Source organism: Cohnella suwonensis (assembly GCF_042655365.1).
Taxonomy (GTDB): domain Bacteria; phylum Bacillota; class Bacilli; order Paenibacillales; family Paenibacillaceae; genus Cohnella; species Cohnella suwonensis.
The window spans coordinates 53,497-80,316 of the sequence record NZ_JBHSMH010000067.1; the positions used below are offsets into that span (position 1 = coordinate 53,497).

The 26,820-nt window shown below is 57.1% G+C and carries 30 protein-coding genes; 19 read left to right on the top strand and 11 right to left on the bottom strand.

Going from position 1 to position 26,820, the window contains the following annotated elements; translation table 11 throughout:
- Nucleotides 1-17: 17 nt before the first annotated feature.
- From ACFPPD_RS17895 to ACFPPD_RS17905, 3 genes are all read left to right on the top strand, one after another.
- Nucleotides 18-1,583, top strand: a complete 1,566-nt coding sequence (locus tag ACFPPD_RS17895; RefSeq protein ID WP_209749003.1) for an ABC transporter substrate-binding protein — start codon at nucleotides 18-20, stop codon at nucleotides 1,581-1,583.
- An 84-nt stretch (nucleotides 1,584-1,667) separates the two neighbouring features.
- A complete protein-coding gene (locus ACFPPD_RS17900) occupies nucleotides 1,668-3,053 on the top strand; it encodes a serine hydrolase domain-containing protein (RefSeq protein WP_378082739.1) in 1,386 nt (461 codons plus the stop codon).
- Nucleotides 3,054-3,213: 160 nt separating this feature from the next.
- Nucleotides 3,214-4,176: an acetylxylan esterase gene (locus ACFPPD_RS17905; protein ID WP_209749002.1), complete on the top strand. Its 963-nt coding sequence runs from the start codon at nucleotides 3,214-3,216 to the stop codon at nucleotides 4,174-4,176.
- A gap of 69 nt (nucleotides 4,177-4,245) precedes the next feature.
- On the opposite strand, the gene ACFPPD_RS17910 is transcribed toward ACFPPD_RS17905, so the two are convergent.
- From ACFPPD_RS17910 to mnmL, 6 genes are all read right to left on the bottom strand, one after another.
- On the bottom strand, nucleotides 4,246-4,773 hold the full coding sequence (locus tag ACFPPD_RS17910; RefSeq protein ID WP_209749001.1) for a MogA/MoaB family molybdenum cofactor biosynthesis protein: 528 nt from the start codon (nucleotides 4,771-4,773) through the stop codon (nucleotides 4,246-4,248).
- Between the two features lie 31 nt (nucleotides 4,774-4,804).
- On the bottom strand, nucleotides 4,805-5,290 hold the full coding sequence (locus ACFPPD_RS17915) for a hypothetical protein (protein WP_209749000.1): 486 nt from the start codon (nucleotides 5,288-5,290) through the stop codon (nucleotides 4,805-4,807).
- Nucleotides 5,291-5,370: 80 nt separating this feature from the next.
- A complete protein-coding gene (locus tag ACFPPD_RS17920; RefSeq protein ID WP_209748999.1) occupies nucleotides 5,371-6,354 on the bottom strand; it encodes a type I phosphomannose isomerase catalytic subunit in 984 nt (327 codons plus the stop codon).
- 1 nt (nucleotide 6,355) lies between these two features.
- Entirely contained in the window at nucleotides 6,356-6,757 is a 402-nt protein-coding gene (locus ACFPPD_RS17925; RefSeq protein WP_209748998.1) for a VOC family protein, read from the bottom strand.
- 11 nt (nucleotides 6,758-6,768) lie between these two features.
- The gene (mnmM, locus tag ACFPPD_RS17930) at nucleotides 6,769-7,353 is read right to left on the bottom strand and encodes a tRNA 5-(aminomethyl)-2-thiouridylate-methyltransferase MnmM (RefSeq protein ID WP_209748997.1); all 585 of its coding nucleotides are present in this window, start codon (nucleotides 7,351-7,353) and stop codon (nucleotides 6,769-6,771) included.
- A gap of 1 nt (nucleotide 7,354) precedes the next feature.
- Nucleotides 7,355-8,305 (bottom strand): tRNA modification radical SAM protein MnmL/YtqA, encoded by a 951-nt coding sequence (gene mnmL, locus ACFPPD_RS17935; RefSeq protein ID WP_378082767.1) that lies wholly within the window; start codon nucleotides 8,303-8,305, stop codon nucleotides 7,355-7,357.
- A 320-nt stretch (nucleotides 8,306-8,625) separates the two neighbouring features.
- Here mnmL and ACFPPD_RS17940 point away from each other — a divergent pair, with 320 nt between their 5' ends.
- From ACFPPD_RS17940 to ACFPPD_RS17955, 4 genes are all read left to right on the top strand, one after another.
- Entirely contained in the window at nucleotides 8,626-8,811 is a 186-nt protein-coding gene (locus ACFPPD_RS17940) for a hypothetical protein (RefSeq protein WP_209748995.1), read from the top strand.
- Between the two features lie 391 nt (nucleotides 8,812-9,202).
- Nucleotides 9,203-9,574 (top strand): GntR family transcriptional regulator, encoded by a 372-nt coding sequence (locus ACFPPD_RS17945; RefSeq protein WP_209748994.1) that lies wholly within the window; start codon nucleotides 9,203-9,205, stop codon nucleotides 9,572-9,574.
- Nucleotides 9,571-10,467: an ABC transporter ATP-binding protein gene (locus ACFPPD_RS17950; RefSeq protein WP_209748993.1), complete on the top strand. Its 897-nt coding sequence runs from the start codon at nucleotides 9,571-9,573 to the stop codon at nucleotides 10,465-10,467. The genes ACFPPD_RS17945 and ACFPPD_RS17950 overlap by 4 nt, the downstream gene beginning before the upstream one ends.
- A complete protein-coding gene (locus tag ACFPPD_RS17955) occupies nucleotides 10,464-11,144 on the top strand; it encodes a hypothetical protein (protein ID WP_209748992.1) in 681 nt (226 codons plus the stop codon). Before ACFPPD_RS17950 ends, ACFPPD_RS17955 begins: the two co-directional genes overlap by 4 nt.
- 8 nt (nucleotides 11,145-11,152) lie before the next feature.
- Here the strand turns inward: ACFPPD_RS17955 and ACFPPD_RS17960 are convergent, their stop codons facing one another.
- Nucleotides 11,153-11,554: a cupredoxin domain-containing protein gene (locus ACFPPD_RS17960; RefSeq protein WP_209748991.1), complete on the bottom strand. Its 402-nt coding sequence runs from the start codon at nucleotides 11,552-11,554 to the stop codon at nucleotides 11,153-11,155.
- 193 nt (nucleotides 11,555-11,747) lie between these two features.
- Here ACFPPD_RS17960 and trmB point away from each other — a divergent pair, with 193 nt between their 5' ends.
- Nucleotides 11,748-12,548: a tRNA (guanosine(46)-N7)-methyltransferase TrmB gene (trmB, locus tag ACFPPD_RS17965; protein WP_209748990.1), complete on the top strand. Its 801-nt coding sequence runs from the start codon at nucleotides 11,748-11,750 to the stop codon at nucleotides 12,546-12,548.
- A 412-nt stretch (nucleotides 12,549-12,960) separates the two neighbouring features.
- Here trmB and ACFPPD_RS17970 read toward each other — a convergent pair whose 3' ends face one another.
- The gene (locus tag ACFPPD_RS17970) at nucleotides 12,961-13,485 is read right to left on the bottom strand and encodes a phosphatase PAP2 family protein (protein WP_209748989.1); all 525 of its coding nucleotides are present in this window, start codon (nucleotides 13,483-13,485) and stop codon (nucleotides 12,961-12,963) included.
- Between the two features lie 134 nt (nucleotides 13,486-13,619).
- On the opposite strand from ACFPPD_RS17970, the gene ACFPPD_RS17975 reads away from it, so the two are divergent.
- The 5 genes from ACFPPD_RS17975 to rplT all read left to right on the top strand — a co-directional run bounded on the left by ACFPPD_RS17975 (nucleotide 13,620) and on the right by rplT (nucleotide 17,679).
- Complete coding sequence (locus tag ACFPPD_RS17975) at nucleotides 13,620-14,777, top strand: glycosyltransferase family 4 protein (RefSeq protein ID WP_209748988.1); 1,158 nt, start codon at nucleotides 13,620-13,622, stop codon at nucleotides 14,775-14,777.
- A gap of 265 nt (nucleotides 14,778-15,042) precedes the next feature.
- Complete coding sequence (locus ACFPPD_RS17980) at nucleotides 15,043-16,281, top strand: glycosyltransferase family 2 protein (RefSeq protein ID WP_209748987.1); 1,239 nt, start codon at nucleotides 15,043-15,045, stop codon at nucleotides 16,279-16,281.
- A gap of 282 nt (nucleotides 16,282-16,563) precedes the next feature.
- Nucleotides 16,564-17,058: a translation initiation factor IF-3 gene (infC, locus tag ACFPPD_RS17985; RefSeq protein WP_209749037.1), complete on the top strand. Its 495-nt coding sequence runs from the start codon at nucleotides 16,564-16,566 to the stop codon at nucleotides 17,056-17,058.
- 16 nt (nucleotides 17,059-17,074) lie between these two features.
- Entirely contained in the window at nucleotides 17,075-17,275 is a 201-nt protein-coding gene (rpmI, locus tag ACFPPD_RS17990) for a 50S ribosomal protein L35 (RefSeq protein ID WP_209748986.1), read from the top strand.
- A gap of 44 nt (nucleotides 17,276-17,319) precedes the next feature.
- Nucleotides 17,320-17,679 (top strand): 50S ribosomal protein L20, encoded by a 360-nt coding sequence (rplT, locus tag ACFPPD_RS17995; protein WP_209748985.1) that lies wholly within the window; start codon nucleotides 17,320-17,322, stop codon nucleotides 17,677-17,679.
- A 465-nt stretch (nucleotides 17,680-18,144) separates the two neighbouring features.
- Here rplT and ACFPPD_RS18000 read toward each other — a convergent pair whose 3' ends face one another.
- Together ACFPPD_RS18000 and ACFPPD_RS18005 are read right to left on the bottom strand one after the other, a co-directional pair.
- Nucleotides 18,145-18,507, bottom strand: a complete 363-nt coding sequence (locus ACFPPD_RS18000; protein ID WP_209748984.1) for a hypothetical protein — start codon at nucleotides 18,505-18,507, stop codon at nucleotides 18,145-18,147.
- 72 nt (nucleotides 18,508-18,579) lie between these two features.
- A complete protein-coding gene (locus ACFPPD_RS18005) occupies nucleotides 18,580-18,732 on the bottom strand; it encodes a hypothetical protein (protein ID WP_209748983.1) in 153 nt (50 codons plus the stop codon).
- 261 nt (nucleotides 18,733-18,993) lie between these two features.
- Between ACFPPD_RS18005 and ACFPPD_RS18010 the strand changes: the two genes are divergently transcribed.
- Nucleotides 18,994-19,272: a 50S ribosomal protein L33 gene (locus ACFPPD_RS18010; RefSeq protein ID WP_209748982.1), complete on the top strand. Its 279-nt coding sequence runs from the start codon at nucleotides 18,994-18,996 to the stop codon at nucleotides 19,270-19,272.
- Nucleotides 19,273-19,430: 158 nt separating this feature from the next.
- Here ACFPPD_RS18010 and ACFPPD_RS18015 read toward each other — a convergent pair whose 3' ends face one another.
- A complete protein-coding gene (locus tag ACFPPD_RS18015; RefSeq protein WP_209748981.1) occupies nucleotides 19,431-19,871 on the bottom strand; it encodes a GNAT family N-acetyltransferase in 441 nt (146 codons plus the stop codon).
- Between the two features lie 512 nt (nucleotides 19,872-20,383).
- Here ACFPPD_RS18015 and ilvB point away from each other — a divergent pair.
- The 5 genes from ilvB to ACFPPD_RS18040 all read left to right on the top strand — a co-directional run bounded on the left by ilvB (nucleotide 20,384) and on the right by ACFPPD_RS18040 (nucleotide 26,792).
- On the top strand, nucleotides 20,384-22,129 hold the full coding sequence (gene ilvB / locus ACFPPD_RS18020; protein ID WP_209748980.1) for a biosynthetic-type acetolactate synthase large subunit: 1,746 nt from the start codon (nucleotides 20,384-20,386) through the stop codon (nucleotides 22,127-22,129).
- The gene (gene ilvN, locus ACFPPD_RS18025; RefSeq protein ID WP_209748979.1) at nucleotides 22,126-22,611 is read left to right on the top strand and encodes an acetolactate synthase small subunit; all 486 of its coding nucleotides are present in this window, start codon (nucleotides 22,126-22,128) and stop codon (nucleotides 22,609-22,611) included. Before ilvB ends, ilvN begins: the two co-directional genes overlap by 4 nt.
- A gap of 164 nt (nucleotides 22,612-22,775) precedes the next feature.
- Entirely contained in the window at nucleotides 22,776-23,768 is a 993-nt protein-coding gene (gene ilvC / locus ACFPPD_RS18030) for a ketol-acid reductoisomerase (protein WP_209748978.1), read from the top strand.
- Nucleotides 23,769-23,903: 135 nt separating this feature from the next.
- The gene (locus tag ACFPPD_RS18035) at nucleotides 23,904-25,454 is read left to right on the top strand and encodes a 2-isopropylmalate synthase (protein ID WP_209748977.1); all 1,551 of its coding nucleotides are present in this window, start codon (nucleotides 23,904-23,906) and stop codon (nucleotides 25,452-25,454) included.
- A 138-nt stretch (nucleotides 25,455-25,592) separates the two neighbouring features.
- A complete protein-coding gene (locus tag ACFPPD_RS18040) occupies nucleotides 25,593-26,792 on the top strand; it encodes an aminotransferase-like domain-containing protein (protein WP_209748976.1) in 1,200 nt (399 codons plus the stop codon).
- Nucleotides 26,793-26,820: the final 28 nt, after the last annotated feature.

The window sequence follows — 26,820 nt, forward strand, 5'->3', positions numbered from 1 at the left end:
TTAGGGAGGATTTACAAATGGCAAAGTCGCGCAAGGCATTATCTCTCGCAATCGCACTGATGGTTGCCGGGGCCGTCGCGCTGAGCGGTTGCTCGGGCAACGGAAACGGCAATAACGCGGAATCGGCGACGCCTTCGGGCAGTAAAGCGAGCGAGGAGAGTTCGCAGTCGCCTTCGGCTTCGAAGGAACCGGAGCTTCCGCCTTACAAAATCACGATGTTCGTTCCCGGGGCGGGCGCGCCGAAGGACCAAGACCAGGTCAACCAAGCGATCAGCGATTACTTGGAGGACAAAATCAACGTGTCGTTCGAGCTGACGGTCATCGAATGGGCCAGTTGGCAGGAGAAGATGAACTTGAAGTTCGCCTCTTCGGAGTCGTTCGACTTGATGTGGACGTCTGCTTGGGACGGCTTTACGACCAAGATCAAGCAAAAAGCGATCATCGACATGACGGATTTAATCGACAATTTCGCCCCTGAAGCGAAGCAAACGATCAATCCGGCGCTGCTGGAGGGCTCCAAGTACGAAGGTAAAAACTATTCGCTTCCGGTAAACAAAGAGATGGCCAGTCAGAGAGGGATTCTGCTTCGCAAAGACCTGGTCGAGAAGCACGGCATCGACGTCACGACCATAAAGACGTTCGAAGATTTGGAGCCGATCTACCAGAAGATCAAGGACAGCGAGCCGGGCGTGACGCCTCTTTACATCGACAAGGGCTCTAACTTGCCTAACATGGCTAGCGTAGGGGATTTCGATACGGTCGGCTCAGGCAGGGACGGCATCATTCGCGGTTCTACCGATTATAAAGTGCTGAATACGATCGAAACGCCGCAATACCGCAAATGGATCGATATGGCTCGCAAATGGTTTTTGGCCGGCTACGTGAACAAGGACGCCGCTACGACGCAAGATATGGGTGGCGCGCTGAAAGCGGGGAAAGCGTTCTCGGTGTTTGATTACTTGAAACCGGGCAAAGACGCAGAGGTCAGCACGTCGACAGGCTTCCAATGGATCCAAGTGCCGCTCACGAAACCGATCATCGCCACCGGAGATACGACGGGTTCGATGATGTCGATCTCGCGCACGTCCAAAGATCCGGAACGCGTCATGCAATTCCTCAATTTGCTTTACACGGACAAAACGCTCGTCAATCTGCTCGCTTTCGGCATCGAAGGCAAGCATTATGTGAAGGTAGCGGGCAAAGACAACGTCATCGACTTCCCGGAAGGCGTAACCGCCCAGACGTCTGGCTACAACTTGAATGCGTCTTACATGTTCGGCAATCAATTTTTGGATTATCTGTGGGCGAACGAAGATCCGATGAAGTGGGACAATTTCAAGAAATTCAACGAGTCCGCCGAAACTTCCCTGGTGCTAGGCTTCAACTTCAACCCCGAGCAGGTCAAGAACGAATCGGCGGCGATCGCCAACGTGGCGAAGGAGTTCGACCCGGGCCTTGTCACGGGAACGCTGGATCCGGAAGAGATCATGCCGAAATATTTAGATAAGTTGCGGGCTTCGGGCAGCGACAAGGTGGTCGCCGAGAAGCAGAAGCAGTTGGATGCCTGGCGGGCATCCAAATAAGACGTGAAGGGATCGGGCGAGAAGAGGAGCGGATTCGGAAGGCCGGGATCGTCTCTGCCCCGGAGCGCTCCGGAAGAGCAAGGCGTGGCGTCCGAATCCGTGCTGGCCTTCTTGGACGCGATGAAGCAAGGGGGGCAGGAGCTGCACAGCTTCATGCTGGCGAGGCGCGGCCATGTCGTAGCCGAAGGATGGTGGTCGCCCTATCGTCCGGAGCTCCCGCATTCATTGAATTCGCTAAGCAAGAGCTTCGTCTCGGCCGCGATCGGCTTGGCGGTCGCGGAAGGGAAGCTGACGGCCCGGGACGATATCGCGGCTTTCTTTCCGAAGGAAGCGGCGGCCGCGGGGCCGAGGGAAACAGCCCGATTGAAAGTGCGTCACCTGCTGACCATGTCGACGGGCCATTCCCAGGACACGATATCGGCCATGTTGCTGAGCGACAACTGGGCGGCCGCATTCCTGAACGCGCCTCCGGAGCACGAGCCGGGCACCCGATTCATGTACCATACCGGCGCCACTTACATGCTGTCCGCCATCCTGCACAAAGCCGCGGGTTGCCACCTTCTCGATTATTTGCGCCGCCGGTTGTTCGATCCGCTGGGGATCGAGGCGGAAGGCCACGCGACGTGTCCGCGCGGCATTCATGCAGGCGGGTACGGACTTAGCATGAGGACGGAAGACGTCGCGAAATTCGGTCTGTTGCTCCTAAGGCAGGGGATCTGGAACGGCGAACGCCTGTTACCCGAAGGCTGGGTGGAGGAAGCGACTTCCGCGCATATCCCGACCGGGGCCGATGCTAGCAATGATTGGGCGCAAGGGTACGGATACCAGTTTTGGCGATGCCGGCATGGCGCCTATCGGGGCGACGGGGCTTACGGACAGTTCTGCGTGGTGATGCCGGAGCAGGATTCCGTCGTCGTCATGACGGGCGCGATCGCGAACATGCCGTTCGCGCTTGAGGGAATCTGGGCGCATTTGTTGCCGGGGATGTCCGGGGATTCGACTCGGCCTGCCGTAAGGCTCGCGGAGAAGCTGTCCCGGCTCGTTCTCGAACCGCCCGAGCGCGGATGTTTATTGCCGGAAGATCCCGATCGGTTTAGCCGTCGGTACGCTGTCGAGCTGAACCGTTCCGGCATCTCGGCCTTGGCTTTCTCGTTCGGGGAGAAGACGGATTCGGTATCGTTCGATGACTCGGCAGGACCGCAAACGATGATCGTCGGACACGGGCAGTGGGAACGCAACGAAGTCCGATTGGCAGGGATTCGGGTTCTGGCGGAAGCGAGCGGACGTTGGTTAACGCGGACCGATTACGAGATCACGCTTCGCCTGCCGGAGACGCCTTATTGCGACGTTTGGCTTTGCCGATTCGAGGACGACCGCGTGCGCATGGACGTTAACCGTAACGTGGAAGTATACGGCGGCATTACGGACGTGGCTCTTCTGCCCGGGTTGTCGGGAAAAAGTCCGAATTAACATTCGGCGCCGCGCAATCCATAAAGGATCAGCCCCGGAGGGCCGTTCTCGGTCTCCGGGGCTGATCCTTTTATATACCTATTCCAGCCTTTCTGATATTCTTTAATCACTTTGAAAGGTGAAATTTATAAATAAGAATGAGAAGGAGCCGAATATACTTATGAGCAATGCGATTGTTAGACGGATCGAGGATTTGGAAAGGTTAAAACCGCCTCTTACTGCTAAACCCGATCTGGAACAATATTGGGAGCATACCCTAACCCAATTCGCCCGTAAACCTTTGAATTCAACAAGAACCCTTGTAGAAACGCCCTTATCCTACATGGAAGCTTATAAGATCAAATATGAAGGCTTCGACGACACTCCGATTTATGGTTGGTATTTGTTGCCGCGCTTCCGGAAGGCTTCGGATAAGCTGCCTTGCGCGGTATTATTCCATGGCTATACGGGAAGCAGCGGTTATCCGGAGGATTACGCGGCGTACTTGCTGATGGGAATGGCCGTATTCGCCGTCGACGTGAGAGGCCAAAGCGGAGAGACGGGGAACCTGATGCCTCAGGATTACGGGATGATCTCCGGCTGGGTTACGCAAGGGATCCTGGATCGGGATACTTGTTACTATAAGGCGATTACGATCGACGCGATCAAAGCGTTGGATTGGGCAAGCGAGCAGCCGGAAGTCGATCCGTCGCGCATCTGCGCCTCCGGCGGCAGCCAAGGCGGCGGACTCGCAATGATCGCGGCGGCGTTGTCGGACAAGCCCGCGATCGCCGTCGCCCATATTCCGAACATGTGCCAGATCGATTTCGGCGTACTGAATTCGAGCAGCTCCCTATCGGAGGTCGCCAAGTATATCGAGCGATTCCCGGACCGCATGGAGAAAGCGCTGAATACGTTAAGCTACTTCGACAATCTCAACCTGGCGCATCGCATTCGCATCCCGTTGTTCGTCACGGTCGGCTTGAAGGATCTGACGACGATGCCGGAGACGATCTACGCGGCTTACAATCGGGTGGAGTCCGAGAAGACGATCGTTCCGTACCCGTTCACCGGCCATGCGGTGACGTGGGATCAGAATCGGCGGGCGATGACGTTCATTTCCGAGCGGTTCGAGCTTTCGTGAATCGCGACCAGCCTCCGAGGCTAACCGGTTAGCCTCGGAGGCTGTTTAGTTGCCGCTGGCCTAAGACGTTCAGACTTTGTCCTTATACAGCTCCCGGACGACATGGCCGAGCTCGGGCAGGACGAGCCGCGTCATCGCAAGCCTTACAGCCCCGGTCGAGCCCGGCATCGAGAAAACGGCGGTACGGTCGCCGATCGTGCCGGCGATCGCGCGGGACAGAATGGCGGCCGTCCCGATGTCCTCGGCGAAGCTTAAGTAGCGGAACAACTCGCCAAAGCCCGGCATTTCCTTTCGCAGCCGGTCGCGTACCGCTTCGTAGGTCGTGTCCCGCGCGGCGATGCCGGTGCCGCCGTTCAGCAGCACGACTTCCGCTCGCGGATCGTTCGCCGCTTGATCCAGCAGCTCCGATATGCCGTCGTACTCGTCCTTCACGATCGCATACCTCGCGACCGAATGGCCGTTCGCTTCCAGCAGCTCTATGATTAACTGCCCGCTCTTGTCGGTGTCCGGCGTGCGCGTATCCGACACGGTTATGACCGCGCAAGAGACGCTCTTCGGCGCCTCGAGCCGATGTTCTTCCACGGATGTATTCGACATTTGCATTCGCTCCTTGGTTAAGTCGCGCACGTTACTCCGATTGCGGCTCGGCGCTCCGGCCGGAATCTTCGTCTTGCCCGGCGATCGGATCCGTCTGTTCCGGGGGCTGCGCCGGCGCGGGTGCTTTCACGAGCCGGTCGACGATCGCGGGAACGACGAGCGTGAGCGCGTACGCGAGCGTCATCCATACGGTGTAGCCGTGGTGTTGGCCTTCCGTGAACGACGGGAACACCGAGTCGCGGTGCCACTGGGCGAACGTGTTCAGCAATAAGCCGACGACCGTCGCCGCGAAGCCGAAGCGGGTCGCGGCCCCGCGTTCCGGAATCAGGCGCAGCCTGACGACGAGCGAAAGTCCGATGAGCAGGAGGAACGATAGCATCTCCAGCAGGAACAGCGATGTTCCGAAGTAGGGCTCGCCGACTTCGAGCATGACCCATTTACCGAACAGAAGGAAAAACAAGGTCGGAACCGCCCACACGGCGGCGCCCAAGCCTACGTAAGTCAATCCTTGCCGCACGCCGATCCACCCTTTCCGTTATCCGATGTCTGACTGTTACCTTCATATCTTTCGACGGTAAAAGCGCGAATCCTGCCGAATCAAGGAACGAGGCTGCGAAGCACCGTCATCGCGCCGTCCAGCGTATAGCCGCCCAGATTGGCCGGAAGAAGGAAGCAGTCGCCCGCTTTCGCGTCGACGAGCCCGCTCGCCCAGCCGATACTGCCGGACCCTTCGCACACGATGACGATCACGAAGCTGTTCGCGGACGTCGACTGCGACCAAGGGCCGTTCACGATGCCTTTGTCCGTTTTGAAATACGGGGATTCCGCGAGCGTCAGCCATTCGCCCGGCTTCGTGCCGTTCGTGTCCATGCGCGCCGCGCCGGAGCCTTCGTACGCCGTGACGTTGAGCGAATCCTCGACGTGCAGCTCGCGGGGCTTGCCGTCCAGACCCGGGCGGTCGTAGTCGTAAAGACGGTACGTCGTGTCAGAGTTTTGCTGGATTTCCGCGACGAGGACGCCCGCGCATAACGCGTGAACCGTACCGGCCGGTATGTAGAACGTATCTCCGGCTTTCACCGATACTTCCTGCAGCGTATCCATGATCCGTCCTTGCTCGATCGCCTCGGCCATCGAAGCGCGGTCGACGCCCGGCTTCAGGCCGTAGATGATTTTGGCGTCCGGCTTGGCGTCCAGCACGTACCACATCTCCGTTTTGCCCAGCTCGCCCTTCGGCAGGCGATCGTAATGGTCGTTCGGATGGACCTGGATCGACAGGTCGTCGTTGCAATCGAGCAGCTTAATGAGAAGCGGGAACCGTCCGTTGCCCGAAGCGCCGCCCTTCGAACCGAACCATTCCGCGCCGACGAGCTCGCGAATGTCGTCCAGCCCTTTGCCCGCGAACGCGCCGTTCGTGACGTGGGAGACGCCGTTCGGGTGATCGGCGATCATCCAGCCTTCGCCGATCGCGCCCGCAGGAACGTCGAAGCCGAATTTCTCGAGGGCGCGGCCGCCCCATACTCTCTCTTTGAATTCGGGTTTGAAATGAAGCGGATAAGGTTGGATTGCCGTGTTCGTGCTCATCTTATCGGTTGCCCCCTCTGGTCGTTTGGAAAAATTCGATCGATTCGCCGTCCGGACCTTCGAAGAAGAAATAACGGCTTCCGTTCGGAAGCGTCGTGATCTCTCCGTCGAGTCCGGCAAGCGCCAATCCTTGCGCGCGCGCGTATTCTTTCTCGATGTCGTCGACGGTGAACGCGAGGTGATGGACGCGTCCTTCGCGTCCCACTTCCCCCGTATAGCCTTCGATCAGCTCGACTTCCGTCTCCGAAGCGCCGGGGAAAGCGAGGAACGCGAGGCGGATGACGCCGTTCGTGTGCGTCAGCGTCTCCAGATGCTTCAAGCCGATTACATTCTCGTAGAAGGGAATCGAAGTTTCCAAGGATCGAACGATGACGCCGACGTGCTCGATTTTGCGGATTGCCATGGATAAACCTCCTATTTCTTAATGAGTGCGATCAAATAAGGAGAAGCGTCTTTTTGCGGAAAACGGTACAGAGCCGCTTGCGCGACCGTCTGCGGAACGGCTGCCGCCCATGCGAGCACGGCGTCCGATTCCTCGCGTCCGCCTTCGTGGCCGGGGTAGACGACGACGGTGACGATGCCTTCCGGCCGAAGCAAGCCGAGCGCGGCGTTAAGCGCCGCGAGCGTGCTTCCCGGCTGCGTGATGACCGGAGATTCCGCGCCCGGCAAGTAGCCGAGGTTAAACATGACCGAGGCGAGCCGGCCGTGAAGCGCCGGAGGCAATAACTCGACCATCCGCTCGTGCCCCGCGTGGACGAGGTCAACGGCGGGCAGCTTAGCGCCCTCGTCCAGAGCGGACGCTTCCAGCCTCGCTAGAGTGCTGGCCAGCGCCCGTTCCTGCACGTCGAACGCGTACACGCGGCCGCCGGGTCCTACGGTCCGGGCAAGGAAAAGCGTATCCGAGCCGTTGCCGGCGGTCGCGTCGACTACGGCGTCCCCGGGGCGGACGCGTTCCGCGATCCATCGCTGGGCTTGCGTCAAGACGGATAGAAAGCCCATCTTAAGCGCCCCTCCAGGCTTTGCCTTGCCAGCTGTTTCTGCGAACGAGCTCCGCGTCGATGGCGTTCAACACTTCCCATTTGCGCAAGCTCCACATCGGACCGATGAGCAAGTCGCGCGGCGCGTCTCCCGTCAGCCGGTGGACGATCATGTCCGGAGGCAGCATCTCGAGGGAATCGACGACGAGGGACACGTATTCGTCTTGGTCGAGGAACCGCAGCAGGCCGTCCCGCCACTGGCGCACCATCGGCGTCTTGCGCATAAGGTGCAGCAAGTGGATCTTGATGCCTTGCACGTCCATGTTCGCCACCGCCTGCACCGTTTCGAGCATCATTTCCCGAGTCTCGCCGGGAAGGCCGTGAATGATATGGGCGCAGACTCGGATGCCGCGCGCGCGAAGCCTTTCGACCGCGTCGACGAAGCAGGCGGTGTCGTGGGCCCGGTTGATGAGCTCGGACGTCGATTCGTGAATCGTCTGGAGGCCCATCTCGATCCATAAGTACGTCCGATCGTTCAGTTCGGCCAAATAGTCGACGACGTCGTCGGGCAAGCAATCCGGACGGGTCGCGATCGATAAGCCGACGACGCCGGGCTGCTCGAGAATCGTTTCGTAGTACTCGCGAAGCGTCTCTACGGGCGCGTAAGTGTTCGTATAAGCTTGGAAATATCCGATATATTTCGCTTCCGGCCACTTGAGATGCTGCCGGTCGCGGATATGGTTGAATTGCGAGACGAGATCGTCCCTTCTGCTGCCCGCGAAGTCGCCGGAGCCTCTCGTGCTGCAGAACGTGCAGCCTCCCGCGGCGATCGAGCCGTCGCGGTTCGGGCACGTGAAGCCGGCGTCGAGCATGACCTTGAATACTTTATTGCCGAACGTCTCCCGCATCTCGTGATTCCAAGTGTGGAATCGTTTGTCCGCCCACAACAATGCGGATCTTCCGTCCGTAGCCATCGTTTCCATTGTTGCATCCGTCCTTTACCGAAGTCGGTATAATTGTAGCGAAAAACGCGCGAAATTGCGAGGAAATGCCGTTCCCATCGCCGCGGCAGATCGGTCGGCGCCGTACCGATACGAAACGGACATGGAAAATGGGCCGCAACGGAAGGCGTTTCCTCTTGCTATACCTAACATGAAGTGTTATATTAAAAGTGCGCCAAATCAACAAACTAACCTTACATCGATCCTTTTCGCAGCCTAATTTATACCTCGTCGAACAGTCGGGCAGGCTAGGTGCAACCGTACAATATTAACGGATTGGAGAGATGAATGGAATGAACGCGAACGTACGCATTCCCCAAGGGGACGATACGATCAAGGTGGAACTGACGTTGAAGGAAGCGATGGCGTTGGCTGGAATCAAGTTCCACAACAACCACAACGTCGAAGTGTCCGCCAAGAAGAAATTGAATCACTTGATCGAAGATCAGTACATCGAAGAGCACAGAACGATTAATTAATCGATCGTCGCGAACGATAACGCAGGCCGGTTCCCTTAGGGGCGCCGGCTTTTATGTCGGGTTCGTGGAATTGCTCGAGAACGATCGCCGTTAACGAATAAAGGAGAGGGCGTTTCGCTTGAACGTGCTCATTACGGGAGAGAACAGAGGACTCGGGCGCGCGATGGCCGAGGAAGCGTTGGCGAGGGGTTGCCGGATGAGGGCTTCGGGTTTGTCGATTATGATGGAAACGCGATGAAGATCTGATGAAGATCTAATGAAGCATGAATATACGACGGGCTGCCGAAGGCTATTCGGCAGCCTATTTTTGCATGCGCCGCTTGACGAACGAATAGGTTGGTTATATAGTTAGTTACATGAGTAACTAACCGACTAACGTGGTGGTGAGAAGATGAGCTTTACGATGGACGATAGCCGCCCCATTTTCCAACAAATCGCGGAACGGATCGAGAACGACATCCTTGAAGGCAGGTTGCCGGAGGAATCGCAAGTGCCTTCGACGAATCAGTTCGCCGCATTCTACCAGATCAATCCGGCGACCGTGCTGAAGGGCGTCAATCTTCTCGTCGATCAACAAATCCTGTACAAGAAAAGAGGGATCGGCATGTTCGTGTCCTCCGGCGTCCGGGAGAAGATCCTGGAGAACCGCAAAGAAAGGTTTTACGAGCAATACGTCTTCGCGATGGTGCGGGAGGCGGAGAAGCTCGGCATATCCGCGGAGCAATTGACCGAAATGATCAGAAGGAAGGAGACGGGCCGATGAACGCGATCGTGGAGCTGGAAGGGTTGACGAAGGCATACGGAAAAACGAAGGCGGTGGACGGCGTCAGCTTGAAGCTGGAAGAAGGTAAAATCTACGGGCTGCTCGGTCGGAACGGCGCGGGCAAAACGACGATCATGCATATGATTACGGCCCAGCTGTTCCCGACGGCAGGCAAAGTCCGGGTGTTCGGCCAAGAGCCATACGAGAATGCCAACGTGCTCAACCGGATTTGCTTCATTAAAGAGAGCCAGAAGTATCCCGATACTTTCCGCGTCGTCGACGTCCTCAACGTATCGAAGCTGTTCTTTCCGAACTGGGACGCTGCATTCGCCGGCCGGCTCGCGGAGGAGTTCCGTCTGCCGCTCAAGCGCAAAGTAAAGAAACTGTCTCGGGGCATGTTGTCGTCGGTCGGCATCATTGTCGGGCTCGCCAGCCGCGCTCCCCTTACGTTCTTCGACGAGCCTTACTTGGGGCTGGATGCGGTGGCGCGCAGCCTGTTCTATAATCGGCTGTTGGAGGATTACGCGGAGCATCCGCGAACGATCGTTCTTTCGACCCACCTGATCGACGAAGTCAGCCAATTGCTGGAACACGTCATCGTCGTGGACAGAGGCCGAGTTCTGCTCGACGAAGAAGCCGACGCGCTCAGGGGAAGGGCGTCCGCGATCGCCGGTAGCCTTCAGAAGCTGGATTCGTTCGTCGAGGGCAGGGAAGTGATCCATCGGGAACCGTTCGGCGGTCTCGGGACGGCGACCGTCATGGGAGAACTCGGAGAGCGCGATCGCCGGAAGGCGGCGGAGCTCGGCCTTGAAATTACGCCGGTATCGTTGCAGCAGATGATCGTTCAGCTGACGCAAGCCAAAGCCGATCGGGGAAGGGGGACGGCGATATGAGCAAGCCGTTCGGAATCGTGAAGACGTATTTAACGGATAAATGGTCGTGGGTCGCTTTGCCGTGGGTCATTCTTTTCAGCAGCTTCTCTATTAACTTGCTGCTCGCCGGCTCGATCGGGGACGAGATGACCACGGGAGGACTCGCTTCGATTTTCATTTACACGTTCGTGTTAGGCATCATCAGCTTGAGCCAGACCTTTCCGTTCATCATCGGGTTCGGCGCGAGGCGCAAAGATTATTTCGCCGGCACGGCGGCGACGATCTCGATCGTGGGCGCGTGCAGCTCCGTCGCGCTCGCCGTGCTGGCATGGATCGAGCGGCAGTCGGACGGCTGGGGAGTTCATCTGCATTTCTTCAGCTTGCCTTATTTCAGCGACGGTTCTACGCCGATGACGGCCTTGTTCTTCTTCGGCGCGATGACTAATCTATTTTTCGCTGGCTTCGTCATCTCGAGCATACATCGCAAGTTCGGCCGCAACGGCTTGTTTCTCTTCTTCGCTTTGATCGGTTTGGCGCTGACCGCGACGTTCTATTTGCTCTCTTATTACGAGGGGTGGCAGATGCTGGGCGATTGGCTTGACGGAGGGACGTTGCTGCAGTTGACGGGAACGCTCTTAGCGATCACCTTCGTTTACGGCGCCGCTTCCTACGCGCTTCTTCGCAGGGCGACGGTTTGATTCAAGCGTTATTCGACGACCAGGTTGCCGATCATGTCGGCGTGACCTTGCCCGCATTGAATGTTGCAATGGTATTCGTACGTGCCGGCCTTATTAACGGTGAACGATTTCGTTTCGCCGTTTTTGACCTTTACGCCGAGATCGGCGATTTCGATGCCATGAACGCCTTGGTCATTGGTTAGCGTCAAGTTGATCGTATCGCCTTGCTTGACTTTGATTTCGGGTTGGTCGAATTTCCAATTCGCCGCGTGGATCGTTACGTCCTTCGTCGCTCCGCCTCCGGCGGCCCCCGAGGCGGCAGGAGTGCTTGCGACCGGCGAAGGATTATTATCGTTGTTGCCGCATGCGCTTAGCATCACGACAGAGGCGCAGGCGACGAGCCCGAAGTACAAGGACGGTTTTATTTTCATCCAATGATCCTCCTGAAAGTTATCGAATTTGCCTATTCCCTATTTTGCCCGGATGAGGGGGAGCGATATCCATGGTCTTCCGGGGAAATCGCCCAGCGGTCTTTCCGGGAAGCGACCCTTTACAACGGACGAGACTTTCGGCACAATAAGAGTCATTGACGACAAGCGACAAGCGTTACGGGAGGACTAGGGCATGCGGCTTCGCGGTAAAAAGAACATCAGGGAAAGCTTGGAAAAGCAACCCGATCTCGTCGTGCTGGAACCTCAGCGGATGAGAGGGCGTTGGCACGAGTTTTTCGGCAACGACAATCCGATCCATATCGAATGCGGCATGGGCAAAGGCCAGTTCATCAGCAGGCATAGCGCCAACAATCCGCATATCAATTATATCGGCATGGACATGTACGACGAATTGCTGAAGCGGGGAAGCGAGAAAGCCCGGACGATCTGGCTGGAGGAGAAGGGCTCGAACGAGGTGCCGAACTTGGCGCTCGTAAGAGGCAACGTGGAGTTTCTGGATAAAATGTTCGAGCCTGGAGAGCTCGAGCGCATCTACTTGAATTTCAGCGATCCTTGGCCGAAGGCGAAGCACGCCAAGCGCCGACTGACCCATCCGAAGTTTCTGCTGAAGTATAAGGAAGTGCTGAGCGAGAAGGGCGAAATCCACTTCAAAACGGATTCGCTGAGCTTATTCGAATTCTCGCTGAACAGCTTCTCGGACGTGGAATTCCAGATGCGGAACATTTCGCTAGACCTTCATCGCGAAGGCAGAAGAGACGATCTCGTGCTGACTGAATACGAGACCAAGTTCGTCGGCAAAGGAATGCCGATCTACCGGTTGGAATCGGTCGTCGGCGACGCGGTTCAGCAGGAGCATCGCCGTCAAGTCGCCGATGCGCTCGAAGAGCAAGCACGCAGGGGGCCGATGAAAAATTACGAGTCGGACGAAGAGGACGACGACGCGGACGAGACGAATTCGGCTTCGAAAGAGTAATTCTCCATAATCAGAGGAAAAGCCCGCCATCCGGCGGGCTCAGGCTGTCGAGAAAGTCCGTATGTTTCGAATGCATGGACGTTTTTTTGATCCCCCGTTCAACTCGGCGATTTTCGCGCCTTTGCGCCGACAACCTGCAATAATGCAGGTTGTTAGCTCATTTCTTTCGATATACGCAAACAACCTGCAAATATGCAGGTTGTTTGCCGCTTTCGCGAGAATCCGGTCATTTCGTTTTATCAAACTGTATATTTGCAGGTTATTGAGCCGTTTGACCGATTTCGTGCCGATTAAACTGCACTTTTGCAGTTTGTTGGGAGAGCAAAAGCCCTTTGCCTAGCGAAATAAGGAAGCCTTACTAAACGCGCGGTTTCTCGACGATCTGAGCCCGCCATCCGGCGGGCTTTTCGTATTAGATCCACAACGATAAGGCGACGGCCGTCGTGCTTCCGAGCACCGCGCCGGCGACGGTGTCGCTGGGGAAATGGAGTCCGAAGTATACGCGGGAGAGGGCGACGCCGATGCCGACGGGCAGCAGGACGGGGATCAGCATCGGCTGCACGAGCATCCAAGGCGTAAGCATCGCGAAGGCGGCCGTCGTATGGCCGGAAGGGAACGAAGGATCCTTCAGCGGCTTGCGGTTCGTATTCGTCTGCGGGAACACCTGGTAAGGACGAAGGCGCGGCGCGCTACGCTTGGCGATCGCGACCGGGACGTGGCTGACGGCGACGGCGGCGAGGGCGATCCAGCCGGCGTGGCTCCAACGCTCGGGCGCGAACAGCCCGGCCGCCAGAGAGAAGCTCAGGCTGAACGTCGCTCCCGCGATAAGCGACAATATATGAAAGAGCCAATTCAAAGCGGAACGGTTCCAACGAATATTCACGTACATGAACAGCGGGCGTTCGACTTCTTGGAGCATGCGGTAGATCCGGCTCATGAACCCACTCTCCTTCGGCTGTTTAAGTCTGATTTCATCTTATAGCGCCAATGTCAGCGCAGTATTAACGAGGAGATGATCTTCCGTTAACGTCCGTTCCTTATAATGGGGGCAAACGGATAGGAGGGTGACCCATGGAGAAATTGCGGTTGGCGCTTTTCACCGATACGTATGCCCCCGAGATCAACGGAGTCGCGAAGACGCTGGAAAGGTGGGTGGCGTACTTGCGCGATCAAGGCCATGAGTGCCTCGTCTTCGCTCCTTCCCGGCCGCGGCGGGAGAAGACGATGTCGGAGACGGCGGAAAGGTTGTCGAGCCTGCCCTTTTTTCTGTATCCCGAATGCCGGCTTGCCATACCGCGATCGGCGGAAGCGGAACGCAAGCTGCTGAAGTTCAAGCCGAACGCGATTCACGTCGCGACGCCGTTCGGCACGGGAGTCGTCGGCCGCCACCTCGCGATAAAACACGGAATTCCGCTCGTGGCGTCGCATCATACGCATTTCGCGCGATATTTGCCGTATTACAATCTCCAGTGGTTGGGTAAACTTCTATGGAGATATTTGCATTGGTTCCATCGGCCCTGCCGAAAGATCTACGTTCCGTCGAATTCGGTACTCGAAGAATGCCGCTCGGAAGGCTGGGCTCGTCTCGAAGTTTGGGGAAGAGGCGTCGATGCGAAGCGTTTTCGTCCCCATGATAATCGCGCGGCTTTGCGAAGGGAGCTGGGGTTGAACCCGTCTACGTACGTTGCGCTATACGCCGGCAGAATCGCGCCGGAGAAGGATCCCGGGGTCGCGGTGGAAGCGGTGTCCTTGCTCGATCGTCGGGGCGTCGACATTGCGTTCGTCGCCGCGGGCGACGGGCCGTTTTCCGGCGAGCTTCGGGAACTGGCCGCAAGCAAAGGGATACAAGCTCGCTTTCTAGGTCCGATTGCCCAAGAGAACCTCCGGCTGTGGATGGCCGCTTCCGACGTTTTGCTGTTTCCTTCCGCGACGGAAACGTTCGGCAACGTCGTACTGGAAGCGATGGCTTGCGGGCTGCCGGTCGTCGGCGCCGCGGGAGGAGCGGTTCCGGATACGGTCAAAGACGGAGCGAACGGACTTCTCTGTCCGCCGGGCGACTCCGGCGCGTTCGCGGAGGCGCTTGACCGGTTGCGGCGCGGCCGCGCGATGAGGGAGCTGCTGTCAGAAGCCGGACTTCGGCATGCAAGGGAGCGCTCTTGGGACGAGGTGTTTCGAAGGCTGAAAGAAAGCATGGAGGAATCGGTCGGCGTCCATAGCGCGGCGTTATGAGAAAACGCTCAACTTGATGAAAGTTTTATTAGAGTCGCGAAATCGGCGCAAAAAGGAGCTAAGACGTAGCATAACCCTCGTTCCCCGGCGATGTCAGCCGGATAACCGCCCATGTCGGCCGTCAGTCGCGATTATGGGAGAATAGCCCTTTGACAAAAGGGACCAAAAAAAAGAAAATCAAGAAAGTCGTTTTCATCAGACTTTCACAATGAGAGAAACAGAGACAGAGAAAAAAGAAAAAGGGATCTAGGGGGTACAACTGAATATGTTCAATAATTTTCTTTTGGCCGTGCAAGTGGTGTTCTTCGTCGTCGGGGCATACCAAGTCGTTTTGTCCTTCTTCGGCTGGTACCGCAAACGGGAGCGGATTACGCACAAGCCGACCAAATCGTTCGCGTTGCTCGTCGCCGCGCATAACGAGGAAGCCGTCGTCGGAGCGCTCGTCGACAATTTGCTGAAAATGGATTATCCGCGAGAGTTGTACGACGTATTCGTCATTTGCGACAATTGCACGGACGGCACCGCCGATGTCGTGCGCAAGTATCCGGGCGTTCACGCCTGCGAACGCACGAATCCGAACGAGCGGGGCAAAGGCTACGCGATCGAGTGGATGCTCGCGAAGCTGTGGAAGCATCCGCGCCAATACGACGCGATCGTCATGTTCGACGCCGACAATCTCGTCGCGACGAATTTCCTGCAATACATGAACGAAGACCTGTGCAACGGCTATCGCGTCATCCAAGGCTACTTGGATACGAAAAACCCGCACGATTCCTGGGTCAGCGCCGCGAACGGCATCAACTACTGGTTCTGCAACCGGTTATGGCAAATGCCGCGCTATAACTTGGGATTGTCCAACTTCCTGGGCGGTACAGGCATGTGCTTCGAAACGAAGCTGTTGAAGGAAATGGGCTGGGGCGCGACGAGCCTTGTCGAGGATCTCGAGTTCACGATCCGCTGCATCCAGCGCGACATTTATCCGAAATTCAATTACGACGCCCGCGTGTACGACGAGAAGCCGATCACGTTCAGAGCTTCTTCCCGCCAGCGGCTCCGTTGGATGCAAGGTCACTTCGACGTTACCCGCCGTTACATGCTGCCGCTTCTTTGGCAAGGCATCAAGGAACGCAGCCTGGTGAAGATCGACGCGGCGATGTACGTGTTCAACGCGTATAACTTCCTGATCGGCTTCTTGCTGACCGCGACGCTCTGGTTCGATCTCATGCTGCCCGGAGAACCGCATTTCGATTCGATCTATTCGGTGGCGCCGGCTTGGCTTGCCATTCCGATTTCCGTCTATATTTACTTGCAGGTTCCGCTCTCCATGTTGCTCGAGAAGGTCAACTGGAAAGTATACTTCCGTCTCCTCACGTTCCCGATTTTCTTCTTCACGTGGTGGCCGATCACGTTCTACGCGTTCTTCACGCAGAACAACAAAACGTGGAGCCATACGCAGCATACGCGCGTCCTGAGGCTCGAAGAAGTGCAAGGCAAGCAAATGTAATTCCTCGCGTTGACTTCGTCATCGCGGCATGATATAGTGATCGTTGTGACTGATAAAGTAATTTTCAGCACGCGCAAGCAGAAGCACCCGCTTCTCACCTCATCGGCTTCGGCTGACGGGTTAGCGTAGCCGACGATACGAGCGCGGATGCTCCGGTAATCCGTATGCCGATAACGTTAGGACTAGGATGCGGGTCGTAGAGACCCGCATTTTTTTATTGCCTTGCGCAGCGTAACATGCAGTTTATTTCGGAGGTGGAACATTATTAGCAAGGACCATCAAATCAACGATGAAATCCGGGCGAAAGAAGTGCGTTTGGTCGGCCCTGAAGGCGAACAGATCGGCATCAAACCTTTCCGCGAAGCAATGCAGATGGCGATTGACGCGAACCTTGACCTGGTCAACGTAGCGCCGCAGGCGAAACCGCCCGTGTGCCGCATCATGGACTACGGCAAGTTCCGTTATGAGCAGCAGAAGAAGGAAAAGGAAGCTCGGAAGAATCAGAAAATCGTCGATCTTAAAGAAGTTTGGTTTCGTGCGAACATCGAAGAAAACGATTATCAAACGAAATTTCGCAATGTCGTGAAATTTCTTAAAGAAGGCGATAAGGTGAAATGCTCCGTGCGGTTCCGCGGTCGCGAAATTACGCATGCCAAGCTCGGACAGAAGATCTTGGAGCGCGTCGCGAACGAAGTGACTGACCTTTGCATCATTGAACGTTTGCCTAAGCTCGAAGGCCGCAGCATGATTATGATTTTAGCTCCGAAACCCCACTGACAGGAGGATACATTCCATGCCTAAGATGAAAACGCACAGCAGCTTGAAAGACCGCTTCAAAATTACGGGAACGGGTAAAGTCAAACGCTACAAAGCGTACAAAAACCACTTGCTCTCCCACAAATCCGGACGCGCCAAGCGCGTACTGGCAGGCCAACCATTGATGGCCCAAGGCGACGTTCGTCGTCTGCAACAACAACTCGCAAACCTGAAATAACATCCGTTATTACGTATACGAACACTTCCGGGAGGTAATGAATCATGGCAAGAGTCAAGGGCGGATTCGTCACGCGCCGTCGTCGCAATAGAATGTTGAAGTTGGCAAAAGGTTACTGGGGCGCGAAACATCGCCTGTTTAAGAAAGCGAAAGAACAAGTAATGAAGTCCCTCATGTACGCATACCGCGACCGTCGTCAGACGAAGCGGAACTTCCGCAAATTGTGGATCGTGCGTATCAACGCCGCAGCTCGCCTCAACGGCCTGAGCTACAGCAAACTGATGCACGGCTTGAAATTGGCCGGCATCGAAGTGAACCGCAAAATGCTCGCGGACCTCGCGGTGAACGACATCGGCGCGTTCAACTCGCTTGCAGGCGCTGCCAAAGAAAAAATCAACGCGTAGTTCATGCGCGTAGACAAGCCCCGGGCAACCGGGGCTTTTTGGCATCTTCGGGGGCTCGCGGGGGTACGGTGCGACAAGTAGCGTAGTGCTACTATGGCGCGTGATCGGCGGAGCGCGAGTAGTTGTAAGTAGCGCAGTGCTACTATGGCGCGTGATCGGCGGAGCGCGAGTAGTTGTAAGTAGCGCAGTGCTACTATGGCGCGTGATCGGCGGAGCGTGAGTAGCTGTAAGTAGCGCAGTGCTACTATGGCGCGTGATCGGCGGAGCGCGAGTAGTTGTAAGTAGCGCAGTGCTACTATGGCGCGTGATCGGAGGAGCGCGAGTAGTTGTGAGTAGCGCAGTGCTACTTGGGCGCTCGATTGACGGCGTTTGGATTTAGCTGATAGTAAGCGGTTCGTTTTTTGCCTAGGGATGCGGGCACGAGATGACCGACTTCGGTTAAGCGACGAATATGACGATTGACGGTTATGCGATGCCATCCCAGTTCTTTAGCAGCTTGAGTCGGAGAGAAGGGACCGTTGGCGCGCGAGGCGAACCCAATATCGCCCGGCCGACCGGATCTGGAATATCGGCGACCGTATGACTCGTCCGTCCATTGGAAGATCCCCACTTCCCCAGGGTGTGAAGGAGCAGCTGCTGGCATTTCCTCGGATGCTCGACGATGTCGTCGTAAGACATCCGTATGACCTTCCAGTCGTCTAGAATCAAGTGATTTTGACGGAACAGGTGGTCGGAGAATTTCCACCGGTCGGCATTGCACCAGTGAGGGCCGTAGCCGTCGATTTCGATCGCGATTGCCGCTTCGGGCAGCATCCACGCAAAGTCCACGTACCGAAATCCATCCTTAAAATCTTTGACTTCGTACTCGGGTGATAAGCCATTGAAATGACCAAACGACGGTCACCACACGGAAGCGAGAAACGCTTTCTGGGCATGCTTGAGCCCTGAAGCGAGAATTCTTTTTCTCTCGCCGACGCAAGCACGCGATTGTTGCTTCAGCCATTCCTCGAATTGAGGCTCAAATGTGCGAGAAACAGTTTTATCCTTTGCCATGCCGCCACGCTCCTCCAAAATAAATAAGCGCCGCCCGTCCCGTAGGGACGAACGACGCGTGCTTCGCGGTCATCATCACTTGCATCTTACGCGATCGGCGACTCTTTCAGCAAGTCCCATTTTCCCGGCCGGAGGACAGGCGTACAAGCACGACAGGCCTTCCGGTCATAAGCTATTGGACAACGGGGACGACAATTGTCGGTATTCCGGATGGTTGCTTCGCCGTTCGCACCGCAAGCATCGAGGAAGGAGTGTTGTAAGATGGCGCAAATCACGCGTTCACAAGTCAACCGTCTCGTCGGGAAAGAAATCAAGGCCATGCGCAAAGACGGCTCCGTCGTGACGGGCAAGCTCGTCCGCGTTCAAGGCAACCGGCTCGTCGTCGAACCGGCGAAGAGTAAGAAAGTGCGGACGAAAGCGATCATTCCGCTCGTATTGTTCGATCTGCTGGCGATCGGTACGCTGGACGGCGGCTGGGGTTGGGGCGGCGGATACGGATACGGCTATGACGGGTACGGCTACGGCGGCGGTTGGTGGTAAAGATGCATCCTCTGGCGTAACCGGGCATCCGCGCGATCGGACAAGATCCGGGTGCTTGGCAATCGAGCTTCGAGCGAAGGAAAAAGCGGCGGCTATCGTCCATTGAGGGACGGCGGCCGCCGCTTGTCGCGGGATGGAGGAAGCGGTTGCTCGGACGATCAAAGAATTTTCGCAAGCTCGATCACTTTCAGCGACTGGATCCAACGGACGCCGCCGTAGCCGTGTCTTTGGTAGAAGCGGAGCGCGCGGGAATTGTCTTCGTCGACGAATACGCGGGAAATGCGGCATCCTCTTTTGCGTCCGTACTGCTCGGCGTGTTGCATGAGTTCGCTTCCCCAGCGTCTGTTCTGGTGGGAAGAATCGACGGCGAGCAGATCGATGATGAGAGTGTCGGTGCGGAATTCCATATGAAGAAAACCGAATGGCGTGCTTCTGCGGGACTCGGAGGCGACTAAAGTCGCGCCTTTGCGAATGCGCCGCGTAATGTCGGAATAAAGCCGGCTGTCCCTCGGATGCTGCCAGGGGGATATCGGCACGAGCTGGGTGCGGACAAGCTCGACGATGCCGCGATCGTCCCGAGGCTGTCTCCATCGAATCAAGAGGGGTTCCTCCCCGTACGATTATCCTTGGCGTCCCGCGAAGGATCGATCCGATGCTCGGACGCCGATCGTACAGCTTATGAATTAGCGATCGGAACGGGAACGGCGAAGATGTGTATTGACTAACGTCTTGGTGAAGAATATAATAGTGTCTAAATCGACTGAAGCAAACTGCCGTGATGAGGATAAAGCAATGGGGCTCTTATGCTCAGAGAGTATCGGATTAGCTGAGACCGATATCTTAATCCCTGTTAGCGAAGTCTCCTCGGAGCTGTTCGCCTGAACCGCCGCTTGGCGCACTAGGGTGAATCGGAATAGCGCACGTTATTGCGCTTAAAGTACTCATGTTCCTCGCGGGTTCGCGAGTGCATCGTACTTTACAAGGCCGTCACCGCGAGGTGAACGGCAAACTCGGGTGGTACCGCGGAAGCTATAGCCTTTCGTCCCTTGACAGCCATTATTGGCTTCAGGCGACGGAAGGCTTTTTTGATTCATCGAAAGGAGGAAAAAGGATGACTGCTCAGGGAGTTCAAGTGAAATCCAAAGAAGAGTTGATCGAAAAATGGAGCAAGCCGGAAGTGATTACGGGATCTGAAATGCTGCTTCGTAGCTTATTGCTGGAGGGTGCGGAGTGCGTCTTCGGTTATCCGGGCGGCGCCGTACTGTTCATCTACGACGCGATGCACGGCTTTACCGACTTCCAGCATTTGCTGACTCGGCACGAGCAAGGCGCGATTCACGCGGCTGACGGCTATGCGCGTTCCACCGGCAAAGTCGGCGTATGCATCGCCACGTCGGGACCAGGGGCGACGAACCTCGTAACGGGCATCGCTACCGCGTACATGGACTCGGTACCGCTCGTCGTCATTACCGGCAACGTCGCGACGACATTGATCGGTACGGACGCTTTCCAAGAAGCGGATATCGTAGGCATCACTATGCCGATCACGAAGCACAGCTACTTGGTTCGCAAAGCGGAGGATTTGCCGCGCGTCATCCACGAAGCTTTCCATATCGCCAATACCGGCCGCAAAGGTCCCGTGCTCATCGATATTCCGAAAGACGTTTCCGCCGAGAAGACGTTATTCCAACCGGTGAACCAAGTGAACCTGCGCGGATACAACCCGACGGTTCAACCGAACAAAGGTCAAGTGGAGAAAATGATCCGCGCGATCGAGAAAGCCGAGAAGCCGGTCATTCTGGCGGGCGGCGGCGTCGTCTACTCCGGAGCGCACGAGGAATTGTACGAGTTCGTAACGAAGACGGGCATCCCGACGACGACGACGTTGCTCGGTCTCGGCGGATTCCCGAGCGGCAACGAGCTGCACATGGGCATGCCGGGCATGCACGGCACTTGGACCGCCAACACGGCGATCCAATCGGCGGATTTGCTGATCAATATCGGCGCCCGGTTCGACGACCGCGTAACGGGCAAGCTGAAGGGTTTCGCGCCGCACGCGAAAATCGTCCACATCGATATAGATCCGGCGGAGATCGGCAAGAACGTGCCGACGGACATTCCGATCGTGGGGGACGTCAAAGCGGTGCTCCAGCAAGCGAACGCGATCGCCAAGTTCGCGGGCAAAGCCGACGCATGGCGCAAGCAAATCGCGCAATGGTCCGCGGAGAAACCGTTTAAGTATATCGATTCCGACGTGGAGCTTAAGCCGCAGTGGGTCATCCAGATGATTCACGAGACGACGAACGGAGATGCGATCGTAACGACGGACGTCGGCCAGCACCAGATGTGGGCCGCTCAGTATTATCCGTTCAACAAACCGCGTTCGTGGGTCACTTCCGGGGGACTCGGCACGATGGGCTTCGGATTCCCGTCGGCGATCGGCGCCCAGATGGGCAACCCGGGACGCACGGTCGTCTCGATCAACGGCGACGGCGGCATGCAGATGTGCGCGCAAGAGCTCGCGATTTGCGCCATCAACAACATTCCGGTTAAAGTGGTTATCATCAACAACCAAGTTCTCGGAATGGTTCGCCAATGGCAAGAGCTTATTTACGACAACCGGTATAGCCATATCGACCTATCCGGCAGCCCTGACTTCGTCAAGCTGGCCGAAGCCTACGGCGTCAAAGGCTTCCGCGCATCGAACAAGGAAGACGCGCGCAGCGCATGGGAGGAAGCATTGAATCATCCGGGGCCTGCGGTCGTCGAGTTCGTCGTCCGTAAGCATGAGAACGTGTATCCGATGGTTACCCAAGGAAGCACGATCGATCAGATGATCATGGGGGATTCCGAATGAACCGTAAATATACGATCGCGATTCTAGTCAACGACCAACCGGGCGTGCTGCAACGGGTTTCCGGCCTGTTCGGCCGCCGCGGGTTCAACATCGAGAGCATTACCGTCGGCGCTTCGGAAGAAACGGGTTTGTCCCGGATGGTTATCGTCACGACGGGCGACGACCATACGCTGGAGCAAATCCAGAAGCAATTGTACAAGCTCATCGACGTCATTAAAGTGATCGACATTAGCGCGAATCCGATGGTCGCCCGCGAGCTGGGCCTCATCAAAATCGGCTCCGAGCCGTCCACCCGGCCTGAAATTCTGGGAATCGTGGAGACGTTCCGCGCGGCTGTCGTCGATATCGGCCCTTCGTCGCTAGTCGTTCAAGTCGTCGGCGATTCCGAGAAAATCGACGCGATGATCGAACTGCTGAAGCCTTACGGCATTCGGGAGCTTTCCCGAACCGGCGTCACGGCAATGAACAGAGGTTTGAAGTAAAAGCAAGAAAGCACGGAGCGCCCGCTCGAAGCGGGGGTTCGAGTGGAGCGAGCCTCGGGCTTTAGCACGATGTCGCGACGGCGCGTTAGCGCCGCCATTGGAACGCCCGCTTCGAGGGTCGACATATTCGCATCATCACCCATTTTAAGGAGGAACACATTCCCATGGCAGTTAATCTTTTTCATGAGAAAGACGCCGACCTCGGCGTTCTTAAAGGCAAGACGATCGCGGTAATCGGCTACGGCAGCCAAGGCCACGCGCAAGCGCAAAACCTGCGCGACAGCGGCCTCAACGTCATCATCGGCCTTCGCGAAGGCAAATCCGCGCAAGCGGCGCGCAACGACGGCTTCGAAGTTCTGAACGTAGGCGACGCGACTCGCAAAGCGGACGTCGTTCAGATCCTGATGCCGGACGAAACGCAAGCCAGCGTATACAAAAACGAAATCGAGCCTAACCTCAAAAAAGGCGCGGCTCTGATGTTCTCCCACGGCTTCAACGTACACTTCGGCCAAATCGTCGCTCCTGCGGACGCGGACGTCCTGCTGGTCGCTCCGAAATCCCCGGGCCACATGGTTCGCCGCACGTACGTCGAAGGCTTCGGCGTACCGGGATTGATCGCGATCCACCAGAACGGCACGGGCAAGGCGTTCGAAATCGGCATGGCTTATGCCAAAGGCATCGGTTGCACGCGCGCGGGGGTTATCGAAACTTCCTTCCGTGAAGAAACCGAAACCGACTTGTTCGGCGAACAAGCGGTATTGTGCGGCGGCGCTTCCGCGCTCGTTAAAGCAGGATTCGAGACGTTGGTCGAAGCCGGCTACGCTCCTGAAATGGCCTACTTCGAGTGCTTGCACGAGCTGAAGCTGATCGTCGACCTGATGTACGAAGGCGGCCTCGCCTCGATGCGCAACTCGATCTCCAACACGGCGGAATACGGCGACTACGTCACCGGACCTCGCGTCGTAACGGAAGAGACGAAGAAAGAAATGAAGCGCGTTCTTTCCGACATCCAACAAGGCAAATTCGCTCGCGACTTCATCTTGGAGAACCAATCCGGACGCGCGTTCCTTACGGCTACACGCCGCAACGAAGCCGAGCATCCGATCGAAGTCGTCGGCGCGCAACTGCGCGGCATGATGCACTGGATCAAGAAATAAATAACGGACGAGCAACGAAAAACCCCGGCAAGCCGCCGGGGTTTTTGTTAAATCCCGATAATCGGCATGTTAGAATCTTGTGCTATAATAAAGAACAAAGTCACGTAAGGCTTCAGGAGGTGCGATAGTTCAGCTATGAGAAAAATCTATGTTTTCGATACGACGCTCAGGGACGGCGAACAATCTCCCGGCGTTAACCTGAATACGCAAGAAAAAGTGGAAATCGCGCTTCAACTCGAGAAGCTGGGCGTCGATCGTATCGAAGCCGGCTTCCCCGCGGCATCCCCGGGCGATCTCGCGGCGGTCAACGCCGTCGCCCGCGCCGTGAAGAACGCGTCCGTCATGGGACTAGCCCGTTCGGTGGAGAAGGACATCGACGCGGTACAGGAAGCGCTGAAGGGCGCGCAGGATCCGGCGATCCACATCTTCCTCGCGACGTCCCCGATCCACCGCAAGCACAAGCTGCGGATGGAGAAGGAGCAAGTGCTGGAGACGGCCCAGAAGGCGATCCGTTACGCGAAGAAATATTTCAGCCGCGTCGAATTCTCGGCGGAAGACGCAGGCCGCACGGAGCTGGATTTCCTGTGCGAAGTGACGTCTCTCGCGGTACGCGAAGGCGTATCCGTCGTGAACATTCCGGATACGGTCGGTTACTTGAATCCGGCCGAGTTCGGCAACATCTTCAAGACGCTCAAGGAAAACGTCGTCGGTATCGAGAACATCCAGCTGTCGGCGCATTGCCATGACGACCTCGGCATGGCGACGGCGAACTCGCTGGCCGCGATCTTGAACGGCGCCGATCAGATCGAAGGCACGATCAACGGCATCGGCGAGCGAGCAGGCAACACGGCGCTCGAGGAAGTGGCGCTCGCGCTCGCGACACGCGCGGATTATTTCCAGGCGACGACGTCGCTGAACTTGAAGGAAATCGCGCGCACGAGCCGGCTCGTCAGCAAGCTGACCGGCATGGTCGTGCCGGGCAACAAAGCGATCGTCGGCGCGAACGCGTTCGCGCACGAATCCGGCATCCACCAAGACGGCATGCTAAAGGAAAAGACGACGTACGAGATCATTTCCCCGGAAACGATCGGCCTCAGGGACAGCAAGCTCGTGCTCGGCAAGCACTCCGGACGCCATGCGTTCCGCGAGAAGCTCGTCGACCTCGGTTACGAGTCGTTGACGGAAGAGCAAGTGAACGCGGCGTTCGGCAAGTTCAAGGACGTGGCCGACCGCAAGAAGAACGTTAGCGACGAGGACATCCGCGCGCTGCTCGAAGAAAAAATCATCGAGACGCCGGAAGTGTTCGCGCTGGAACAGCTCGTCGTATCGTTCGACAGCCATTCGACGCCGAGCGCGACCGTTACGCTGAAGACGCAGAAGGGCATCGCGAAGCAAGCTTCGGAAGGCAACGGCACCGTCGACGCGATCTATCAAGCGATCGACAAGCTGACCGGAGAAGCGGTCGAGCTGGACGATTACACGATCAAGTCCGTCACCGACGGCACGGACGCGCTCGGCGAAGTGCACGTCGTGCTGAAGCAAGGCGAGACGTCCGCGCAAGGCCGCGGCGTCAGCACGGACATCTTGGAAGCGAGCGCGCGGGCTTACGTGGACGCGTTGAATCGGCTCGTCGACAAGCGCAACGCGCCGGCCCGCAACCGTCGCGACAACGTCACGTTGATCTGAGTTATTCAGACGATATAAGTTTTACGCTTATTCCATTCTGAATAACCTTCGCAAAGCTATCCGGCGTCCAGCGGACGCCGAATGCGTTTTTGCTTGTCTGATCCGATTTTTCGATCCGAAGAAATGGGGAAGCCGTTCATGAATTATCGTTTCTCTAGCAAGGTGGATACGTTCACCTCTTCCGCGGTACGCGAGATATTGAAGCTTACGCAACGCAACAACATCATATCCTTCGCGGGCGGTTTGCCGGCGGAGGAGCATTTCCCGGTCGCGGCGATCGGAGAAGCGTTCCAACGCGTGCTCGCCGCCGGCAACAAGGCGTTGCAATACGGCTTGACGGAAGGCTATACGCCGCTACGCGAAAGCATATGCGAATGGATGGGCCGCAAAGGCATTAAAGTAACGCCCGAAGACATGCTTCTGACGACCGGCTCGCAGCAGGCGATCGATCTGTTGACGCGGATCTTCATCGACGCGGGCGACGTCATCCTCGTCGAGAAGCCGACGTACTTGTCCGCGCTCCAGGTGTTCCGTTCTTACGGCGCGCGGATCGTATCCGTCGACGCGGACGAAGACGGCATGGACGCCGCTGATCTGGCAGCGAAGCTGAAGCAATACCGGCCGAAGCTCGTCTACGTCATCCCTACGTTCTCCAATCCGACGGGGAAAGCGTGGAGCGTCGAACGGCGCAAGGCGGTATTGAAGCTTTGCCGCGAGAACGACGCGCTCATTCTCGAAGACGATCCATACGGCGAGCTGAAGTTCGGAGATGCATCGGTGGCGTACCCGTCGATCTTCTCGCTCGACGAACATCCGAACGGATCCGGCGTCGTCTACACGAGCACGTTCTCCAAGACGGTCGCTCCGGCTCTCCGTACGGGCTGGGTCATGGGCGATCCGGAAATTATCCGCCATATGACGCGGGTGAAGCAAGCCGCCGATTTGCATTCGAGCTCGCTCGATCAGCAGACGCTGTACCAACTGATGAAGCACTTCGATCTGGATGGCCATATCGAGTTCGTACGCGGGGAATACGAGGCGCGCATGCGTCAGATGGCCGATCTGTTGAAAGAGCAGCAGTGGCCGGGCGTCAAGTGGAACGAGCCGAAGGGCGGCATGTTCTTCTGGCTTGAGCTCCCAGAGTCCGTCGATACGGCCGAGCTCATGAAGACGGCCGTCGACTTCGGCGTCGCGTTCGTTCCCGGCGTCTCCTTCTTCGCGGACGATGCCGCCAAGAAGAACAGACTGCGGCTGAACTTCACGCACAACGACTTCGAAGGCACGATCGAAGGCTTTAAGCGGCTGAACCGGGCGATGGAGACGGTGTTGGTGAAGTAAGGTTTTCGAAGATCGTCTTGCGAAAGGC

Coding starts and splice junctions, on each gene's coding strand:
- ACFPPD_RS17895 (WP_209749003.1), top strand. CDS start 18: ATGGCAAAGTCGCGCAAGGCATTATCTCTCGCAATCGCACTGATGGTT.
- ACFPPD_RS17905 (WP_209749002.1), top strand. CDS start 3,214: ATGAGCAATGCGATTGTTAGACGGATCGAGGATTTGGAAAGGTTAAAA.
- ACFPPD_RS17910 (WP_209749001.1), bottom strand. CDS start 4,773: ATGTCGAATACATCCGTGGAAGAACATCGGCTCGAGGCGCCGAAGAGC.
- ACFPPD_RS17920 (WP_209748999.1), bottom strand. CDS start 6,354: ATGAGCACGAACACGGCAATCCAACCTTATCCGCTTCATTTCAAACCC.
- ACFPPD_RS17925 (WP_209748998.1), bottom strand. CDS start 6,757: ATGGCAATCCGCAAAATCGAGCACGTCGGCGTCATCGTTCGATCCTTG.
- mnmM (WP_209748997.1), bottom strand. CDS start 7,353: ATGGGCTTTCTATCCGTCTTGACGCAAGCCCAGCGATGGATCGCGGAA.
- mnmL (WP_378082767.1), bottom strand. CDS start 8,305: ATGGCTACGGACGGAAGATCCGCATTGTTGTGGGCGGACAAACGATTC.
- ACFPPD_RS17940 (WP_209748995.1), top strand. CDS start 8,626: ATGAACGCGAACGTACGCATTCCCCAAGGGGACGATACGATCAAGGTG.
- ACFPPD_RS17945 (WP_209748994.1), top strand. CDS start 9,203: ATGAGCTTTACGATGGACGATAGCCGCCCCATTTTCCAACAAATCGCG.
- ACFPPD_RS17950 (WP_209748993.1), top strand. CDS start 9,571: ATGAACGCGATCGTGGAGCTGGAAGGGTTGACGAAGGCATACGGAAAA.
- ACFPPD_RS17955 (WP_209748992.1), top strand. CDS start 10,464: ATGAGCAAGCCGTTCGGAATCGTGAAGACGTATTTAACGGATAAATGG.
- ACFPPD_RS17960 (WP_209748991.1), bottom strand. CDS start 11,554: ATGAAAATAAAACCGTCCTTGTACTTCGGGCTCGTCGCCTGCGCCTCT.
- trmB (WP_209748990.1), top strand. CDS start 11,748: ATGCGGCTTCGCGGTAAAAAGAACATCAGGGAAAGCTTGGAAAAGCAA.
- ACFPPD_RS17970 (WP_209748989.1), bottom strand. CDS start 13,485: ATGAGCCGGATCTACCGCATGCTCCAAGAAGTCGAACGCCCGCTGTTC.
- ACFPPD_RS17975 (WP_209748988.1), top strand. CDS start 13,620: ATGGAGAAATTGCGGTTGGCGCTTTTCACCGATACGTATGCCCCCGAG.
- ACFPPD_RS17980 (WP_209748987.1), top strand. CDS start 15,043: ATGTTCAATAATTTTCTTTTGGCCGTGCAAGTGGTGTTCTTCGTCGTC.
- rpmI (WP_209748986.1), top strand. CDS start 17,075: ATGCCTAAGATGAAAACGCACAGCAGCTTGAAAGACCGCTTCAAAATT.
- rplT (WP_209748985.1), top strand. CDS start 17,320: ATGGCAAGAGTCAAGGGCGGATTCGTCACGCGCCGTCGTCGCAATAGA.
- ACFPPD_RS18005 (WP_209748983.1), bottom strand. CDS start 18,732: ATGGCAAAGGATAAAACTGTTTCTCGCACATTTGAGCCTCAATTCGAG.
- ACFPPD_RS18010 (WP_209748982.1), top strand. CDS start 18,994: ATGGCGCAAATCACGCGTTCACAAGTCAACCGTCTCGTCGGGAAAGAA.
- ilvB (WP_209748980.1), top strand. CDS start 20,384: ATGACTGCTCAGGGAGTTCAAGTGAAATCCAAAGAAGAGTTGATCGAA.
- ilvN (WP_209748979.1), top strand. CDS start 22,126: ATGAACCGTAAATATACGATCGCGATTCTAGTCAACGACCAACCGGGC.
- ilvC (WP_209748978.1), top strand. CDS start 22,776: ATGGCAGTTAATCTTTTTCATGAGAAAGACGCCGACCTCGGCGTTCTT.
- ACFPPD_RS18035 (WP_209748977.1), top strand. CDS start 23,904: ATGAGAAAAATCTATGTTTTCGATACGACGCTCAGGGACGGCGAACAA.
- ACFPPD_RS18040 (WP_209748976.1), top strand. CDS start 25,593: ATGAATTATCGTTTCTCTAGCAAGGTGGATACGTTCACCTCTTCCGCG.